We start from the raw sequence: 16042 nt of genomic DNA, 5'->3' as shown, positions 1-16042 counted from the left end.
CATGAAGCAGCGATGAAGCCGCATGAAGCGATCTTCATGTGGGGATGCGCGCCCATGGCACGATTGCGGCATGCGCGTGCTGGTGGTCGAGGACGAGGAGCGACTCGCCTCCGTGCTCCGCCGCGGCCTGGAGAGCGAGGGCTACGCCGTCGATGTGTGCCATGACGGCCGCCACGGCCTCTGGATGGCCCGGCAGCAGCCCTACCAGGCGATCATCCTGGACATCATGCTCCCCGGTCTGGACGGGTACCGGGTCTGCGACCGGCTGCGACGTGAGGACATCCGCACCCCGATCCTGATGCTCACCGCCAAGAACGGTGAGTACGACGAGGCGGAGGCCCTGGACACCGGAGCCGACGACTACCTGGCCAAGCCGTTCTCCTATGTGGTCCTCCTCGCCCGGCTGCGGGCGCTGATCCGCCGCGGCGGCCCCGTGCGCCGACCCGCCGTCCAGATCGGAGACCTGCACCTCGACCCGGCCACCCGCCGGTGCCGCCGCGGCGGGACCGAGATCGAGCTGACGGCCAAGGAATTCGCCGTCCTCGCCTACCTCGGGCTCCGGGCCGGAGAAGTGGTGAGCCGCGCCGACCTGCTGGAACAGGTCTGGGACGCCCATCACCAGGCGGCCAGCAACATCATCGACGTCCACATCAGGGCACTGCGCCGCAAGATCGACGTCCCCTTCGGCCGCTCCACCATCCATACGGTGCGCGGCGTCGGCTACCGGCTGGTCGACGATGCTCCGTAAGCGCCTGCCGATCCGCCTCCGCGCCGCCCTGGCCGCGGCGCTCACCGCCGCCGTGGCCTTCACCGCAGGCGTCCTGTGGCTCCGCAACGAGGTCTACGCCTCGAAGATGAGCGACACCCGCAACCGGGCCAGAGCCAGCCTGGACGTCATCGAGCAGCGCTACAAGTACGGCTACGGCAGCGACCAGGTCCTCTTTGACACCCCCTACACCTGGGTGATCGTCGACCCTGCGGGCCGGTTCGTCGAAGGCGACCCCGACCTGAAGCCCTTCGTACCCGCCCCGCTGTACGGGCTCCCCGACCGGCCGGGACCGACCGTCCCCATCGAGCAGGACCTCCACCTGGGCTCCGTCGCCGACGGTGCCCGGCCCGGCAGCAGACAACTCGCCGGCCGCGAGCTCAGGGTGGTGACCTCGGCCTTCCACGGCCCCGGCCTGCTCGACGGCAGGTCGAGCGCCCCCGTCGAGAACCTCACCCTGCACATCCTCGTCACCTCCGAGGAGGCCGAAGAGGCCGTCGCCACCCTCGACCACGTGCTGTACGTCGGCCTTCCCGCGGCGGTCCTCCTGGTCGCCCTGATCGTCTGGATCACCACCTCACGGGCCCTGCACCCGGTGGAAGTCATCCAGCAGCGCCTGCGCACCATCACCAGCCGCGACCTGAGCCTGCGCGTCCCCGTCCCACCCCGCCAGGACGAGATCGCCCGGCTGGCCGCCACCACCAACGACACCCTGGACCGGCTGGAACAAGCCGCCGAGCAGCAGCGACGTTTCACCGCCGACGCCTCCCACGAACTGCGCACCCCTCTTGCCGCGCTGCGGGCAGACCTCGAAGTGGCCCTGCACTACCCCGACCGCACCGACTGGCCCGAGGTCGTCCGCGGCGCCCTCGGCGACGCCGAACGCCTTGAACAGCTCATCGAAGCCCTGCTCCTGCTCGCTGATCTCGACAACCGCACACCGTCGACCGCCCACCCCGTCGACCTGGCAGCCCTGACCCGGAAAGCAGCCGCACAGGCCCGCCGGCACGCCCCCGCGCCCGTCTCCGTCCACATCGACTGCCCGGCGAGCGACGACGTCACCGTCCACGGCGATGCACGACAGCTGGAACGGCTGCTGCGCAACCTCCTCGACAACGCCGTGCGCCACGCCCGCAGTCGCGTCCTGGTCACCGTCTCCACCCAGGCCGCCACCGCCCTGCTCGAAGTCCGCGACGACGGCCCCGGCATCCCGGCCGAGCACCGCGAGAAGATCTTCGAGCGGTTCGCCCGCCTCGACGCCTCCCGCAACCGCAGCAGCGGCGGTACCGGCCTCGGCCTGGCCATCGCCCGCGAAATCGCCCACTGCCACCGCGGCACCCTCACCCTCGGCGAGACCCCGCCCGCAGCCGGGGCCCACTTCGCCGCCGCGCTCCCCCTCGGAGAGGGGCGAGCCTCCCAGTCGTCAACTCCTCATGAGGAGTCGTAGCCTGGAGGTACTCAGCGGAACGGTGAGTTCCCATGGCAGTCTCGTACGAGCGGATCGCGGGCGAGCTCCGCACCGCCATCCGCGCAGGTCGGCTCAGGCCAGGCGACCGGCTGCCGGCGGAGACGGAGCTAGCCGAGCGGTTCGGCCGCAGCGTGCCGACCGTCCGCGAGGCGCTGCGTGCGCTCCGGGACGAGGGCCTCATCGAGAAGCGGCACGGCATCGGCACCTTCGTCCGCCGTGAGCGCGCCCTCGCGCGGCGGACCAACCTCCGGCACCAGTGGGAGAAGGACCGGTCCCGCAGGCCGGTGGCGCAGCGGGCGATGACCGGTGCCACCGAGCACGACACGGGGCTGACGGCCAACGACCTTGTCTTCTGGGCCCGTTATCGCGAGATACCGGCGGGTGGCGATATCTCCGCGGTGCTCGGCGTGCGCGAGGGGGCGGCGCTTCTCGAACGCAGTTACCGGACACGGCACGCCACCGAGAGCGCGCCTTTCGGACTGGTGACCTCCTACCTGGTGCGCGGCATGATCGCGCGGAACCCCGACCTCCTGGACGAGACCAAGGAGCCGTGGCCAGGCGGTACGCAGAGCCAGCTCCATTCCGTCGGAATCGAGCTGGACCGCATCGAGGAGCGCGTCACCGCCCGCCCTCCGATGCCCGAGGAGGCCGAGGAGCTGGAGCTGCCGCCCGGGACGTCCGTGCTGGTGCTCCGGAAGATCTCGTACGCCACCGACGGCCGCGTCGTGGACGTCACCGACGTCGTCCTGCCCGGCGACCGTACGGAATTGCTGTTCACCACTCCCCTGGAAAGATGGTGAGCCGTGCGCCGGCGCACCGTCATCGTCACCGCCGTCACCGCCGTCACCGCCGTCACCGCCGAGCGCACTGCCCGCACGACGGTCGTGGCGTCGCGGGCGCGCCGGCTCGCCGACCCCAACTGCCGCTGTCCCGGCATGGATTGAGCCCAAAATCCCGGAGAAATCCCCCTGATAGGGAATGGATTGATCGGGAGTGGGTTGATCGGGAGTGGAGGGACGGGGGGCGGATTGGCCGGGAATGGGGTGACCGGGAGGGGATTGCCCGGGGTTCGCGGGCCAGTGGTGCGCCGCGCTTCGGGCAGCGCCCAGGGCAGGAAAACGCCCGATCGCTGGCGACGGGGGATGCACCAGCGATCGGGCTGTGATCAACCCTAGCAAGGCTGCCCGCGTGGCGGGAGTCAGCTGCCGCATTGCGGGGTGGAGTTGTGACCGGGGTCACAACTCCACCGTGTGCCGGCCCCCGGATCCGTCAGGTGCCGCACGGGGGCTCGTACGAGAGAAGGGGCAGATACTCGTGCCACTTGTCCGGCGTCAGCACGCCCCGTGTGGTGGAGCAGATGCGGCGGATCGCCGTGTCGGTGTCCAGGCTCCACAGCCGGACGGTGCCCGCACCGCTCGACACCGCCAGCATGTGGCTCTGCGGGCTGAACGCCAGGAAGTTGCCCGTCTTGGCGTTGGGGCTCGTGGACTGGCCGATGGGGGTGGCCCGGTCGGGGGCCGCGACGTTCCAGAACCGGACCGTGTTGTCGTTGCCGCCGCTCGCCAGGGTGCGGCCGTCCTTGCTGAACGTCAGTGAGACGACCGCTTCGGTGTGGCCGGTGAGCCGGGAGCCCCGCCCGGTCGCCCTGCCGGGGTCGGCGGTGTTCCAGAGGCGGACGGTGTCGTCGTCGCTGCCGCTGGCCAGCGTCCGGCCGTCCGGGCTGAACGCGAGCACGTTGACGGGTCCCAGGTGGCCGGTGAGCGGCCTGCCGAGCAGGGTGGCGTGAGCCGGGTCGGCGGTGTTCCAGAGCCGTACGGCGTCGTCCGCGCTGCCGCTGGCCAGCGTCCGGCCGTCCGGGCTGAAGACGAGGCTGTTGACGTAGCCCTTGTGGCCGGTGAGCAGGGCGCCGAGCGGACGGGGGCGGGCCGGGTCGGCGATGTTCCACAACCGGACGCTGTAGTCGTCGTAGGCGGTCGCCAGGGTGCGGCCGTCCGGGCTGAAGGCCACGTCGGGGCCCGCGAAGCGGATCGGCAGCGCGAGGGGCGGCCCGTAGGGGACCGGCCGGGCCGGGTCGGCGACGTTCCACAGCTGCACCCCGGGGCGGGAGCCTCCCGTGCGCACCGCGAGGGTGCGGCCGTCGGGGGAGAACGCCAGCGCATAGGCGTTGGTGTTCTCCCCCGGCAGGAACGGCTCGCCCAGCGGCACGGGCCGGTTGGGCGTCTGCACGTTCCACAGCCGGACCTTGTGGTCGGGGGCGGCGGTGGCGAGCACCCGGCCGTCCGGGCGGAACGCGCCGACCCGGCCGACCATGTTCGACGTCGGGATCGACCACAGCCGCGCCTTGCTGTCGCCGCTCCCCGTGGCGAGGGTCCGCCCGTCGGGGCTGAAGCCGACCGCGAACGTCCCGCCGCTGCCGCCCGCGAGGGACTCGCCGACCTGCGACGGATAGGCCGGGTCGCTGACGTTCCACAGGCTCGCGGTGCTGTCCGCGCTGCCGGCGGCGAGCATGCTTCCGTCAGGGCTGAAGGCCACGGACCACAGGGCGCCGTTGTGGCCGGTGAGCGGTGCGCCGATCGGCGCCGGGTCATGCGGGTGGGCGGTGTTCCAGAGCCGGAGGGTGTTGTCCGCGCTGCCGCTGGCCAGCGTCCGGCCGTCCGGGCTGAAGGCCACGGAGTGCACGGTGGCCGTGTGGCCGGTCAGCACCGTGTCGACCGGCTTCGGAGCGTTCCGGTCGGCCATGTCCCACAGCCTGATCGCGGCGTCGTCGCCACCGGCTGCCAGCGTCCGGCCGTCGGGGCTGAACGCCACGGAGCGCACCGCGGCGGTGGGGCCGGTCAGCGGCGCGCCGAGCGGCGCCGGCCGGCGCGGGTCGCCCACGTCCCACAGGCGAACGGTGTGATCCTCGTCGGCGGCGGCCAGCGTGTGCCCGTCCGGGCTGAAGGCGAGCAGGTAGACCGTGCCGTCGTGGCCGGTGACCGGGGCGCCGAGCGGGTGCGGGTGGTGCGGGTCCCGTACGTCCCAGAGCCGGATGGTGCCGTCGTCGGAAGCGCTGGCGAGGGTGTTGCCGTCCGGGCTGAAGACGGCGGTGCTCACCCAGCTCGTGTGGCCGGTGAGGGGCGCGCCCAGGGGCTTGGGGCGCGACCGGTCCGCCACGTCCCACAGCCGCACGGTCCGGTCGTAGCTGGCGGTGGCCAGGATCCGGCCGTTCGGGCTGAACGAGGTGAGGTAGACGGCGCCGGTGTGGCCCAGCAGCGGTGTTGCCAGCGGCGCGTTCACGGTCGCGATCAGCCGGTTGTTGGCGCCCTGGTCATCGGGCCGCAGGCGGTGTGCCACCAGGTCGAGCTGCGCCGACAGGGACGGATCCGTGTACTGCGCGCGATCGGCTTCGGCGAGCACCTGTTCGAAGACGGTGTCGTCCCGCTGCTGCCAGGCGTCCACGGCTGCGCCGACGGCCAGCATCGCCATCACGACCAGTGCCGCCACCGCGCCGCGGCTGAGCAGGACCGTGCGCTTGCGCAGCCGGACCGAAGCGGCCAGGAATTCCACCGCGCTGCGGGTCAGGTAGGTGTCGCCGGCGGATTCCGCCCAGGTGCGGGCCTGCTCCAGACGGGAACCCCGGTACAGCAGCGACGGGTCGCGGTGCGAGCCCTCCCAGGCCCGGCCGTCCTCCTCCAGCCGCTGGCGCAGCAGGTTGCCGTTCCGGTCCTCGTCGATCCAGCCACGCAGCCGCGGCCAGGCGTGCAGCAGCGCTTCATGGGTGATCTCCACGGCGTCCGCGTCGAGCGTCACCAAGCGGGCGTGCACCAGCGCTTCGAGCGATTCCTGCGTTTTGCCGGGGTCGGTCGACTCCTCGGCCAGCTGGCGCCGCGTGCCCCGCCTGCGGGTGGCCTGGGTGTCCTCGCCCAGCCGCACGAGCCTGAGCAGCAGCAGCCGCGCGGCCGTACGTGCCGTCGGGTCGAGGCCGGACCAGGCCCGTTCGGCGGTCGCCGCCACCGCTCCCTGGATGCCGCCCGCCGCGCGGTAGCCGGCCAGCGTCAGCCGCCCCGCCTTCCGTCGCTGCCAGGTGGCGAGCAGGGCGTGGGAGAGGAGCGGCAGCACGCCCGCGTCGTGCGCCCCGCCGGGGCCGTCGGCGCACACCTCCCTGACGATCAGCTCCGCGAGTCCCGGTTCGAGTTCCAGGCCGACGGCCTTGGCCGGGCCGGTCACCGCGTCGCGCAGCTCCGCGGCGGTCAGCGGTCCGAGCACCATGTGCCGGTGCTGGAGGGCGTCGGCCAGTTCGGGATGCCCCAGGCACAGCTCGTAGAAGTCGGCCCGTATGCCCAGGATGACGAGCGCGGGGGCCGGGTCGCCCGGGTCGGCGGCCGTGCACGCGGCGTGCAGGAGCTGGATGAGCGTGCGCCGGGTCGCCTCGTCGGTGCAGAGGGTGAACGCCTCCTCGAACTGGTCGACGATCACGACCGGACGGGCGGCGGCGGACGTCTCGCGCCGCGCCCACGCCGTGATGGCCTCGCGCACCGCGTGCGGGTCGGGCGGGGTGCCGGGCTGCGCCCTCGCCGCGGCGACGACGGGGGCGAGCTCGGGGATCCGGCGGCTCAGCTCCCCGAGAGGGTCGCCTCCCGGCACGAGCTGGAGCACTTCCCTCCCCCGGCCGTCCCCGTCGCCACCGAGAGCACCGTTCTGCAACGCGGGCACCAGCCCGGCGTTCAGCAGGGAGGACTTTCCCGCCCCCGAGGCGCCCACCAGCATGACCAGGCCGCCCGTCTTCTCCGCGGCGCGGAGCTGGGCGACGAGGGCCTCCGTGCTCCGCTCCCGGCCGAAGAACCATCGGGCGTCCTGCCGGCGGTACGAGGCCAGCCCCCGGTACGGGCACACCCCGGGGACGGCCGGCGCCTCGGCCGGCGGGCGTTCCTCTTCCGGACCGGAGGGTGCGGCGCGGTCGCCGACCGGGCCGGCGACCGCGCGCTCCCACAGGCGCTGCCAGTGGGCAGGGTCGTACAGGCCCGGGGACACCGGCACGGGCCGCTGGCGCCGTGCCTGGGGAATCAGGATGTGCAGCACCGCGGCGAGGGCGGCGAACTGCGCGGGCACGTTCCTGGCCCGCCGCCAGTCGCTGATGCGCTGCACGGACACCCGCACCGGGCGCCCTCGTTCGTCGACCCGCTGAAGCCGGACGACCGCCTCGGCGACCTGCTTGAGCGGGGGGTTCCCCGCCTCCTTGTAGAGCAGCGCAAGACGTTCCGCGAAGGCTGTGCGTGCCCCTGAGTCGGAACTCAAGGTCTCCACCCCTTTACTCCCCCGCACCTGTACATCCGGACCGGAAAACTCACCTTAACCGGCTGACCTGCGGTGAAGCAGGGGGACCGAGGCCGGAATCTCCTCGGCCGGGGCCTCAGCTGGCAGGATCGCAACGCGGCGGCACCTCACCGGGCACGACCCGGACAGGCCACCAGCTCAGCCCTCGGAGAGACAACTCTCCCGGCACGTGTTCTCGGCCACCCGCCGCCGGAGTCATGACCCGGCGGTGACGGCCTTGGCGCATCAGGCCAAGAGATCCATGGAGCCGGTCCCCTGCGGACCCGCTCACGTCGACCATGGATCCGGCCTTCCCGCGATCCGCGCCGCTCCGGCGCGGATCGACGTCGCCTGTGCCATTCGGTACCGGTCCCCACGAGGGGAGGGACCGGTGCCGAATGGCGCGGCGCGGACCGGGCATGACGGACGCCCGCCGACTCCTACGGCAGCTCTTCGGCGTCCACCCGCGAAAAGCTCAGGTCGCCCTCCCCGCCACCGGCCCCCGCCGACGCACCGGAGCGACCACCGCCCCGCCGACCACCGCCCCGCCGACCGCCGCCGGGTGGCTCCCGGCCGCGCCGTGGTCCGCCGGCCGGTACGCGCGGAACCCGTGCTCCCGCACCGCCGCCATCAGCACCGTCCCCCTCAGCTCCCCGGCCGCTCCATCCGCCCGGGGTGACCTCCACCGTGATCCCGGCGTCCGGCCGGAGCCGGGCGAGCAGCCGCCTCGGCCCGCGGACGTCCGCACCCTCCGCGCCCGCCCCATCGATCCTGATCACCCCGGCCGCGGCGATCTCCTCCGCTGCGGGCAGTCGGCGCGGGCGAGGGTCAGACGGCCGCCCGATCACGGTCGAACGGCAGGTCCAGCATCCGAATCGCGTTGCCGCGGAGGAGCTTGTAGGCCACGTCCTCCGGGAGGTGGCCCACGTGATCGGCCGCCACGTCCTTCGTGTGCGGCCAGGTGGAGTCGACGTGCGGGTAGTCGGTCTCGAAGGTCGCGTTGTCGACCCCCACCCTCTCGATCGCCTCGACGCCGTGCTTGTCGCGGAAGAAGCAGCAGAAGATCTGGCGGTAGTAGTACGTCGACGGCGGCTCTGGGATCAGGTCCTTCACCCCGCCCCACGCCCGGTGCTCCTCCCAGACGTCGTCGGCCCGCTCCAGGGCGTACGGGATCCAGCCCATCTGCCCCTCGCTGTAGGCGAGCTTCAGCCGCGGGAACCGCACCAGCACCCCGCTGAAGAGGAAGTCCATCATCGAGGCCATCGCGTTGTTGAAGGAGAGCGACGCCTGGACGGCGGGCGGGGCGTCCGGTGACGCGGCCGGCATCTGCGACGACGAGCCGATGTGCATGTTCACGACCGTCCCGGTCTCCTCGCAGGCCGCGAAGAACGGGTCCCAGTAGCCGGAGTGGATGGACGGCAGGCCGAGGTAGGTCGGGATCTCGCTGAACGTGACCGCCCGGACGCCGCGGGCGGCGTTGCGCCCGATCTCGGCCACCGCGAGGTCGACGTCCCACAGCGGGATCAGGCACAGCGGGATCAGCCGGCCGCCGCTGTCCCCGCACCACTCCTCCACCATCCAGTCGTTGTACGCCCGGACGCAGGCCAGCCCGACCTCCTTGTCCCCGGCCTCGGCGAAGGTCTGACCGCAGAAGCGCGGGAAGGTCGGGAAGCAGAGCGACGCCTCGACGTGGTTGACGTCCATGTCCGCCAGCCGGGCCTTGGGGTCCCAGCAGCCGCGCCGCATCTGGTCCCGGGTGATGCCGTCGAGGGTCATCTCGTCGCGGGAGAAGCCGACGGCCGCGATGATGCGCTTGTACGGGAACAGGAGCCCTTCGTACTCCCACCAGTCCGTGGTCTGGCCGTCCGGATCCGTGGTGAACCGGTACTTTCCGCCCACGTACTCCAGCTCGCCGATGCCGGCGGTGAAGGGCTTCGGGCCCCGGTCGCGGTACTTCCCCGGAAGCCAGGTCTCGAAGAGATGCGCCGGCTCGATCACGTGGTCGTCCACGCTGATGATCTTCGGAAGCTCTCCGATGCCGCTCTTTCCGCTGGTCACGCTGTACCCCCAACTCCCGTGCCGGTGAATCGCACCGACGTATCTGACGAACCATCAGATCCGCTGCTGCGGAGGCTATGGGCTCACCCGCACAACCACAAGGGAAGCCCGGCAACTCGACCCCTTGCGGGATCGCCCGGCCTCCGCTGAACTGACGACCCATCAGTTCGGTCGTCCGTCACACCCGCCCCCCGGAGCTCCGAGAGGAACGGCCCGCATGCACACGATCTGGCTCACCGGCGCCGAGTGGTTCGCGATACTCCGCATCGGCCTCGGGCTGTGGTGGCTGGAGAGCTGGCGCCACAAGGACAAGAAGAGCTGGTTCGCCGGCGGCGGCATCACATGGGCGGCGGGCATCGCGGCCAAGCACCGCTGGCCGGTGGTCCGCACGGGCTTCGACCGCATCGTGAAGCCCCGCCCCCGGCTGATGGCGTACGTGGTCGCCTACGCCGAACTGGCCCTGGGACTCGGCCTGATCTCCGGATTGCTGACACCCGTGGCCCTGGTGGCCGGCCTCGTCCTCAACGCGGTCTACCTCGTGCTGATGATCCACGACTGGGCCGAGCAGGGGCAGAACCTGATGATGGCCCTGATCTCCGCCACGGCGCTGTTCGCCATGAGCTGGCAGTGCTGGTCGCTGGACGCCGCACTGGGACTGTTCCTCCGGTAGCGGCAACGGCGCCCCGGGCGGCTGCGGAGCGGTCTGCGGCTTCCCGGCGCCGCCCTTCCGGCGCCAGGGTCCGTCGGCGGCTCAGGGTCGGGGCGCTCCCGATCCCTCACGGTCGTGCCGGTCGGCTCGGATGCCGCCGTATATCAGGGGAGATATACCTGAAATCACGCCTGATATACAGGAGGAGCGCGATGAGTCGAACCGTCATCGACCTAGACGACGAACTGCTCGCCGAAGTCGCCCAGGCGCTCGGCACGAGCACCAAGAAGGAAACCGTCAACACCGCCCTGCGCGAGGTGCTCAAGAACCGGAGACGGGCACTGGCCCTGGCCCGCCTCCGCGGCGCAGCCGCCGAGGGGGCCTTCGACCTGGACCTCTTCGACGACAAGGGGAACCACCGCCGGTGAGCGCGGCTCAGTACCTCATCGACACCAGCGCCCTGGCCCGGTTTCTGCGCGCCGATGCCGAACGGCACGGATGGGACCGGGCCGCGGCGGCCGGACTCATCGCGATCTGCCCGATCACCGAGCTGGAGTTCTTCCACCGCGCCCGCTCCGCCGAGGACCGCGCCCGGGGCATCGCCGACCTGCACCTCGTCTTCGGGTGGGTACCTGTCGACGATCGGGCATACAGCCGGGCCTGGGAGGTTCAGGAAGCACTGACGAAACGGGGTCGGCATCGCAGCGCCGGACCCGTCGACCTGGTCGTGGCCGCCACCGCCGAACTCCGGGACCTCACCCTCCTGCACCGCGACCGCGACTTCGCATGCATCGCAGCGGTTACGGGGCAAGCTCTCCAGTGGTACGGACCCGACACCGGAAAGTGACCCCTGCCGTGCCGCCGGAGGGCCCGAGTCCGTCGTACAGTCATGCGATATCCCGGCGTGGTGCGCATCGGACAGATAGTGCACGGGGTACATATGGGGCATGGCCCGAAAATCCGGCCGCTTTCCGTGGTCGCCGTCGCCGGCAGGGCGGCGGCTGCGGTCGGTGGCGGGCTCGCGCAGCGTCGCCGGGCAGATGTTCGTGCTCCAGATCCTCATCGTGGTGCTGCTCGTCGTGGCGGCGGTGGTCACGCTGCTGGTGCAGTCCCGCACCGACCGGTTCCAGGGGGCGATGGACCGCTCGCTCGCCGCGGCGGAGGCCTTCGCGCACAGCCCGGGGCTGGTGAGCGTCATGCGCGGGCCTGATCCCTCGGCGGTGCTCCAGCCGCTGACCGAGGCCGCGCGCAAGCAGGGCGGGGTCGACTTCATCGTCGTCATGAACCGGCAGGGCATCCGCTACACGCACCCCAAGCCGGAGGAGATCGGGAGGCGCTTCGTCGGCACCATCGGGCCGTCGCTGAAGGGCCGCATCACCACCGAGAGCGTGTACGGCCCGCTCGGCCACGAGGTGCAGGTGGTGGTCCCGGTCATGGACGCCAAGGGCGCGGTCGTGGGCATGGTGTCGTCGGGCATGAAGGTCAGCCGGGTCAGCAGCGCGATCGACCGGCAGCTGCCGGTCGTCCTCACCGCGGGGGCCGCCGCCCTGGCCCTGGCCACCACCGGCACCGGGCTGGCGAGCCGCCGGCTGCGGCGCCAGACGCACGGGCTCGGGCCGGTGGAGATGACCCGCATGTACGAGCACCACGACGCGGTGCTGCACGCCGTACGCGAGGGGGTGCTGATCGTCGACGCCGGCGGGCGGGTGGTGCTGGCGAACGACGAGGCGCGGCGCCTCCTCGGGCTGGCCGCGGACGTGGAGGGCCGCCGGGTCACCGATCTCGGGCTCGCCCCCCGGACGACCGAGCTGCTGGTCTCCGGGCGTACGGCGACCGACGAGGTGCTCCAGGTAGGAGAGCGGCTACTGGCGGTGAACAACCGGCCCACCGACCGCCGGGGCGGCCCGCCCGGCAGCGTGGCCACACTGCGGGACTCCACCGAGCTCCTCGCCCTGGCCGGCAAGGCGGAGTCCGCGCAGAGCCGGCTGCGGCTGCTGTACGAGGCCAGCGTGGCCATCGGCACCACCCTGGACGTGCGGCGCACCGCCGAGGAGCTGACCCAGGTCGCGCTGACCTGGTTCGCCGACTACGCCACGGTCGACCTCGCGGAGCCCGTCCTCAGCGGCGAGGAGCCGCCCTCGGGGGCGTACCTAGAGGCGCCGGAGCTGCGCCGTGTGGCGGTCGCCGGGATCCGCGACGACAGTCCCCTCTACCGGGCCGGCGAGCTGCACCGGTACCCGGCGATCACGCCGATGGCCGCCGGTTTCGTCACCGGGCAGCCCGTGCTCGTCTCCGACCTGGAGGCCGCCGAGGAGTGGCTCACCCAGGATTCCGGGCGGCTGCGGCAGGTGATGAACCACGGATGCCGGTCCCTGATCACCGTCCCGCTCCAGGCGCGCGGCGTCCTCCTGGGGATCGCCAATTTCTGGCGCACCCGGGAGACCCCGCGCTTCGAGGAGGGCGACCTGTCGCTGGCCGAGGAGATGGCGGCGCGGGCCGCCGTGTGCATCGACAACGCCCGCCGCTACACCCGCGAGCACGCCATGGCCGTCACCCTTCAGCACAGCCTGCTGCCGCGCGGCCTGCCCGAACAGAACGCCCTCGACCTGGCCCACCGCTACCTGCCCGCGCAGACCGGGGTGGGCGGCGACTGGTTCGACGTCATCCCGCTGCCCGGCGCCCGGGTCGCCCTGGTCATCGGGGACGTGGTCGGCCACGGGCTGCACGCCGCCGCCACGATGGGCCGGCTGCGGACCGCGGTGCAGAACTTCTCCACCCTGGACCTGCCGCCCCACGAGCTCCTCAGCCACCTGGACGAGTTGGTCAACCGCATCGACCAGGAAGCGGCCCCCGGCAACGAGGAGGCCGTGGTCACCGGCGCCACCTGCCTGTATGCGATCTACGACCCGTCCAGCGGGGTGTGCAGCATGTCCCGCGCGGGCCACCTGCTGCCGGCGCTGGTCCGCCCCGACGGCACCGTGGAGTTCCCCGACCTGCCCGCCGGACCGCCGCTGGGCCTCGGCGGCCTGCCCTTCGAGGCGGTGGACCTGGAACTGCCCGAGGGCAGCAGCCTCGCCCTGTACACCGACGGCCTCGTCGAGGGCCGCAACCGGGACATCAGCGGCGGGCTCGCCACCCTCGCCGCCGCCCTGGCGCAGCCCGGCCGGACGCCCGACGAGACCTGTGACGCGGTGCTCACCGCCCTGCTCCCGGACCGCCAGCGCGACGACATCGCCCTGCTCGTCGCGCGCACCCGCGTCCTGCGGCCCGACCGCATCGCGCACTGGGACGTCCCCTCCGACCCGGCGGCGGTCGCGGACGCCCGGGCCGCCATCACCGGCCAGCTGGAGGTGTGGGGCCTGGAGGAGGCGGCCTTCACCACCGAGCTCGTCCTCAGCGAGCTGATCACCAACGCCATCCGCTACGCCACCGGCCCGATCCATGTGCGCCTGCTCTACGACCGCACGCTGATCTGCGAGGTCTCCGACACCAGCAGCACCTCCCCGCACCTGCGCTACGCCGCCGACGAGGACGAGGGCGGTCGCGGCCTCTTCCTCGTCTCCCAGCTCACCCAGAACTGGGGCACCCGCTACACCCCGGAGGGGAAGATCATCTGGGCCGAACTGTCGCTGGAGCAGAGCGTGTGGTGACGCCGGGCCGTCCCGGGCACGGGCGTCCGGGGTGCGGTCAGCGGTAGTGCACCGCCCCGTCCGGCGCCTGCGGGTGGGCCGCGAACAGCGTCGCGTACAGGCCGCTGCGGGCGAGGAGCTGGGCGTGGGTGCCGGATTCGACGAGGCGGCCGTGGTGGAGGACCAGCACCCGGTCGGCGTCGGTGGCGAGGTCCAGGTCATGGGTGATGACGAGGGTGGTGCGGCCCTCGGCCAGGCGGCGCAGCGGGGCCAGGATGCGCTCCGCGGCGAGGGTGTCGAGGCCGGTGGTGGGCTCGTCGAGGATCAGCACAGGGGCGTCGCGGAGCATGGCGCGGGCGATGGCGATGCGCTGCAACTGGCCACCGGAGAGGCCGGCGGTGGCGGGGGCGATGACGGTGCCGTAGCCGTCGGGGAGGGCCGCGATGAAGTCGTCGGCGTCCGCAGCCCGGGCCGCGCGGACGACATCGTCGTGGGTGGGGGCGGGGTCGTCGCGGCCACAGGCGATGTTGTACTCCACGGTGTCGTGCAGGACCAGGGTCTGCTGCGGCAGCAGCGTGATGTTGCTGCGGAGCTGGTCGAGCGGGAGGCGGTTCACGGGGATGCCGTCGAGGCGGATGGTGCCGGCGTCCGGGTCGTAGAAGCGCAGCAGGAGGGCCGCCAGGGTGGACTTGCCGGCGCCGCTGGGGCCGGTGATGACCAGGAATTCGCCGGGGCTGGTCGCGAAGGAGAACGCACTGAGGGCCCGGTGGCGGGAGTTGGGGTAGCTGAAGCTGACCCGGTCGGCCTGTAGCGCGCCCCGTGCGCGGTGCGCGAGGCGGGTGGTGGCCCAGCGCGGCGGGTCGGTGACGGAGGGGGCGGCGTCGAGGATCTCCAGCAGCCGGTCGGCGGCGGCGGTCGCGGCGGTGGCGGTCAGGCCGAGGGTGCCCAGGGAGCGGATGGGCGGGTAGAGGTAGCCGATGAACGCCGCGAAGGCGAGCAGCTGGCCGAGGGTCATCCGGCTCTGGGAGATCTCCCAGGCGCCCATGCCGATGACGGCCAGCACGCAGATCGTCTCCAGGACCTCGGTGATCTCGGTGTAGAGCCCGTTGAGCCGGGCGCTGGTGACGCTGGCGCGCAGGAAGCGGCGCGCTTCGCGGGCCAGGCGCTCCTCCTCGTCGCGCTGCCGGTTGTACGCCTGGGTGAGCACGACGTTGCCGAGCGCCTCCTCCACGACGGCGGTGACCGCGCCGTCCGCCGCCCGCACCCGGCGGGAGACCGTGCGCAGCCGGTTGGTGAAGCGGCGGGTGGCGGCGAAGAAGATCGGGGCCGCGACGAAGGTGGCGAGCGCCAGCTCCCACCGCAGCCAGAGCGCCGCGGCTCCGTAGAAGAGGGTGCTGAACACGGCCGTGCACGCCCCCACCAGGCCGGAGACCACGAGGTGCTCGATGGCGTCGACGTCGCCGGTCAGCCGCTCGACGAGGTCGCCGCGGCGGTTGCGCTGGAAGAAGTGCGGCGGCAGCGTCTGGAGATGGGCGAAGACGCGGGCCCGCAGGCGCAGCAGGAAGCGCTCCGCGGTCCAGGCGGCGAGGGAGTTGCCCAGATAGCCCACCGCGGCGCCGGCGACGGCCACCGTGAGCCACTGGCCCGCCGGGGTCCAGAAGGCGCTGACCGAACCCGTCTGGAGGGCGCCGTCGGTGAGCCGGGCGAAGAGCAGGATCGCCACCGTCTCCGCGAGCGCGGCGACGACGGAGAACACGCCGACCAGCAGCATCCACCTGCGGTCGCCCTGCGTCAGCGGCCAGAAGCGGCGGAACGCCTCGGCGGCGCCGACGTGGCGGGTGAGGATCGGGGCGTCGGTCGACAGGCCGGTTGCCTGCGACGCGGACGGGACGGCCTCCGGTGCCGGCGCGACGGCCTCCGGTGCGGGATGCACGGGTCCCTGGGTCGTCGGCGGCGGTTCGGGGGCCGCCCTCGGCCCTGGACTGCGGCGTGCGCTGCGCAGATGCATGGCCGCCACGTCACCGCGTCACTGCGGATCCGTCATCGGGGAACTACGGACGGTACGGTCCCCAGGCCATGAGACGGACCCGCGCCGAGACGCGGGCCTGCCTCTAACTCTGGGGTGCGATCATTACCGGCCGCCACGGCCGCCACGGCCGCCGAAGCCGCCGCGTCCGCCG

At 72.6% G+C, this 16042-nt stretch carries 11 protein-coding genes; 8 read left to right on the top strand and 3 right to left on the bottom strand.

From position 1 onward, the window contains the following. Nucleotides 1–70: 70 nt before the first annotated feature. From IEZ17_RS20185 to IEZ17_RS20170, 4 genes are read left to right on the top strand one after another with little or no spacing between them, the layout of a single operon-like run. Nucleotides 71–748 (top strand): response regulator transcription factor, encoded by a 678-nt coding sequence (locus tag IEZ17_RS20185; RefSeq protein ID WP_189302089.1) that lies wholly within the window; start codon nt 71–73, stop codon nt 746–748. Further along, entirely contained in the window at nt 738–2213 is a 1476-nt protein-coding gene (locus IEZ17_RS20180) for a sensor histidine kinase (RefSeq protein WP_189302087.1), read from the top strand. Before IEZ17_RS20185 ends, IEZ17_RS20180 begins: the two co-directional genes overlap by 11 nt. Nucleotides 2214–2245: 32 nt before the next feature. After that, nucleotides 2246–3034 carry a GntR family transcriptional regulator gene (locus IEZ17_RS20175; RefSeq protein ID WP_189302085.1) on the top strand — a complete coding sequence of 263 codons (789 nt, stop codon included), beginning with the start codon at nt 2246–2248 and terminating at the stop codon, nt 3032–3034. A gap of 3 nt (nt 3035–3037) precedes the next feature. After that, the gene (locus tag IEZ17_RS20170) at nt 3038–3178 is read left to right on the top strand and encodes a hypothetical protein (protein WP_189302083.1); all 141 of its coding nucleotides are present in this window, start codon (nt 3038–3040) and stop codon (nt 3176–3178) included. A gap of 325 nt (nt 3179–3503) precedes the next feature. Here the strand turns inward: IEZ17_RS20170 and IEZ17_RS20165 are convergent, their stop codons facing one another. Together IEZ17_RS20165 and IEZ17_RS20160 are read right to left on the bottom strand one after the other, a co-directional pair. Then, nucleotides 3504–7517, bottom strand: coding sequence for an nSTAND1 domain-containing NTPase (locus IEZ17_RS20165; RefSeq protein WP_189302081.1), 4014 nt, complete (start codon nt 7515–7517; stop codon nt 3504–3506). 837 nt (nt 7518–8354) lie between these two features. Further along, nucleotides 8355–9584 (bottom strand): amidohydrolase family protein, encoded by a 1230-nt coding sequence (locus IEZ17_RS20160; RefSeq protein ID WP_189302079.1) that lies wholly within the window; start codon nt 9582–9584, stop codon nt 8355–8357. Between the two features lie 217 nt (nt 9585–9801). On the opposite strand from IEZ17_RS20160, the gene IEZ17_RS20155 reads away from it, so the two are divergent. The 4 genes from IEZ17_RS20155 to IEZ17_RS20140 all read left to right on the top strand — a co-directional run bounded on the left by IEZ17_RS20155 (nt 9802) and on the right by IEZ17_RS20140 (nt 13883). After that, a complete protein-coding gene (locus tag IEZ17_RS20155) occupies nt 9802–10254 on the top strand; it encodes a DoxX family membrane protein (RefSeq protein WP_189302078.1) in 453 nt (150 codons plus the stop codon). 191 nt (nt 10255–10445) lie between these two features. Continuing rightward, nucleotides 10446–10661 carry a type II toxin-antitoxin system VapB family antitoxin gene (locus IEZ17_RS20150; RefSeq protein ID WP_189302076.1) on the top strand — a complete coding sequence of 72 codons (216 nt, stop codon included), beginning with the start codon at nt 10446–10448 and terminating at the stop codon, nt 10659–10661. After that, nucleotides 10658–11080 carry a PIN domain nuclease gene (locus tag IEZ17_RS20145; protein WP_189302074.1) on the top strand — a complete coding sequence of 141 codons (423 nt, stop codon included), beginning with the start codon at nt 10658–10660 and terminating at the stop codon, nt 11078–11080. Before IEZ17_RS20150 ends, IEZ17_RS20145 begins: the two co-directional genes overlap by 4 nt. A gap of 100 nt (nt 11081–11180) precedes the next feature. Further along, nucleotides 11181–13883, top strand: coding sequence for a SpoIIE family protein phosphatase (locus IEZ17_RS20140; protein WP_189302072.1), 2703 nt, complete (start codon nt 11181–11183; stop codon nt 13881–13883). Nucleotides 13884–13920: 37 nt separating this feature from the next. Here the strand turns inward: IEZ17_RS20140 and IEZ17_RS20135 are convergent, their stop codons facing one another. After that, a complete protein-coding gene (locus IEZ17_RS20135) occupies nt 13921–15633 on the bottom strand; it encodes an ABC transporter ATP-binding protein (RefSeq protein ID WP_229852455.1) in 1713 nt (570 codons plus the stop codon). Nucleotides 15634–16042 lie beyond the last annotated feature (409 nt).

The sequence above is a fragment of the Streptomyces albospinus genome, assembly GCF_014648695.1.
In the GTDB taxonomy this organism is placed as follows: Bacteria; Actinomycetota; Actinomycetes; order Streptomycetales; family Streptomycetaceae; genus Streptomyces; species Streptomyces albospinus.
The sequence above is the reverse complement of the archived record's forward strand: the minus strand, read 5'-3'. Positions and strand labels throughout refer to the sequence as shown.

Coding starts and splice junctions, on each gene's coding strand:
- IEZ17_RS20185 (WP_189302089.1), top strand. CDS start 71: ATGCGCGTGCTGGTGGTCGAGGACGAGGAGCGACTCGCCTCCGTGCTC.
- IEZ17_RS20180 (WP_189302087.1), top strand. CDS start 738: ATGCTCCGTAAGCGCCTGCCGATCCGCCTCCGCGCCGCCCTGGCCGCG.
- IEZ17_RS20175 (WP_189302085.1), top strand. CDS start 2,246: ATGGCAGTCTCGTACGAGCGGATCGCGGGCGAGCTCCGCACCGCCATC.
- IEZ17_RS20155 (WP_189302078.1), top strand. CDS start 9,802: ATGCACACGATCTGGCTCACCGGCGCCGAGTGGTTCGCGATACTCCGC.
- IEZ17_RS20150 (WP_189302076.1), top strand. CDS start 10,446: ATGAGTCGAACCGTCATCGACCTAGACGACGAACTGCTCGCCGAAGTC.
- IEZ17_RS20140 (WP_189302072.1), top strand. CDS start 11,181: ATGGCCCGAAAATCCGGCCGCTTTCCGTGGTCGCCGTCGCCGGCAGGG.
- IEZ17_RS20135 (WP_229852455.1), bottom strand. CDS start 15,633: ATGCTGCTGGTCGGCGTGTTCTCCGTCGTCGCCGCGCTCGCGGAGACG.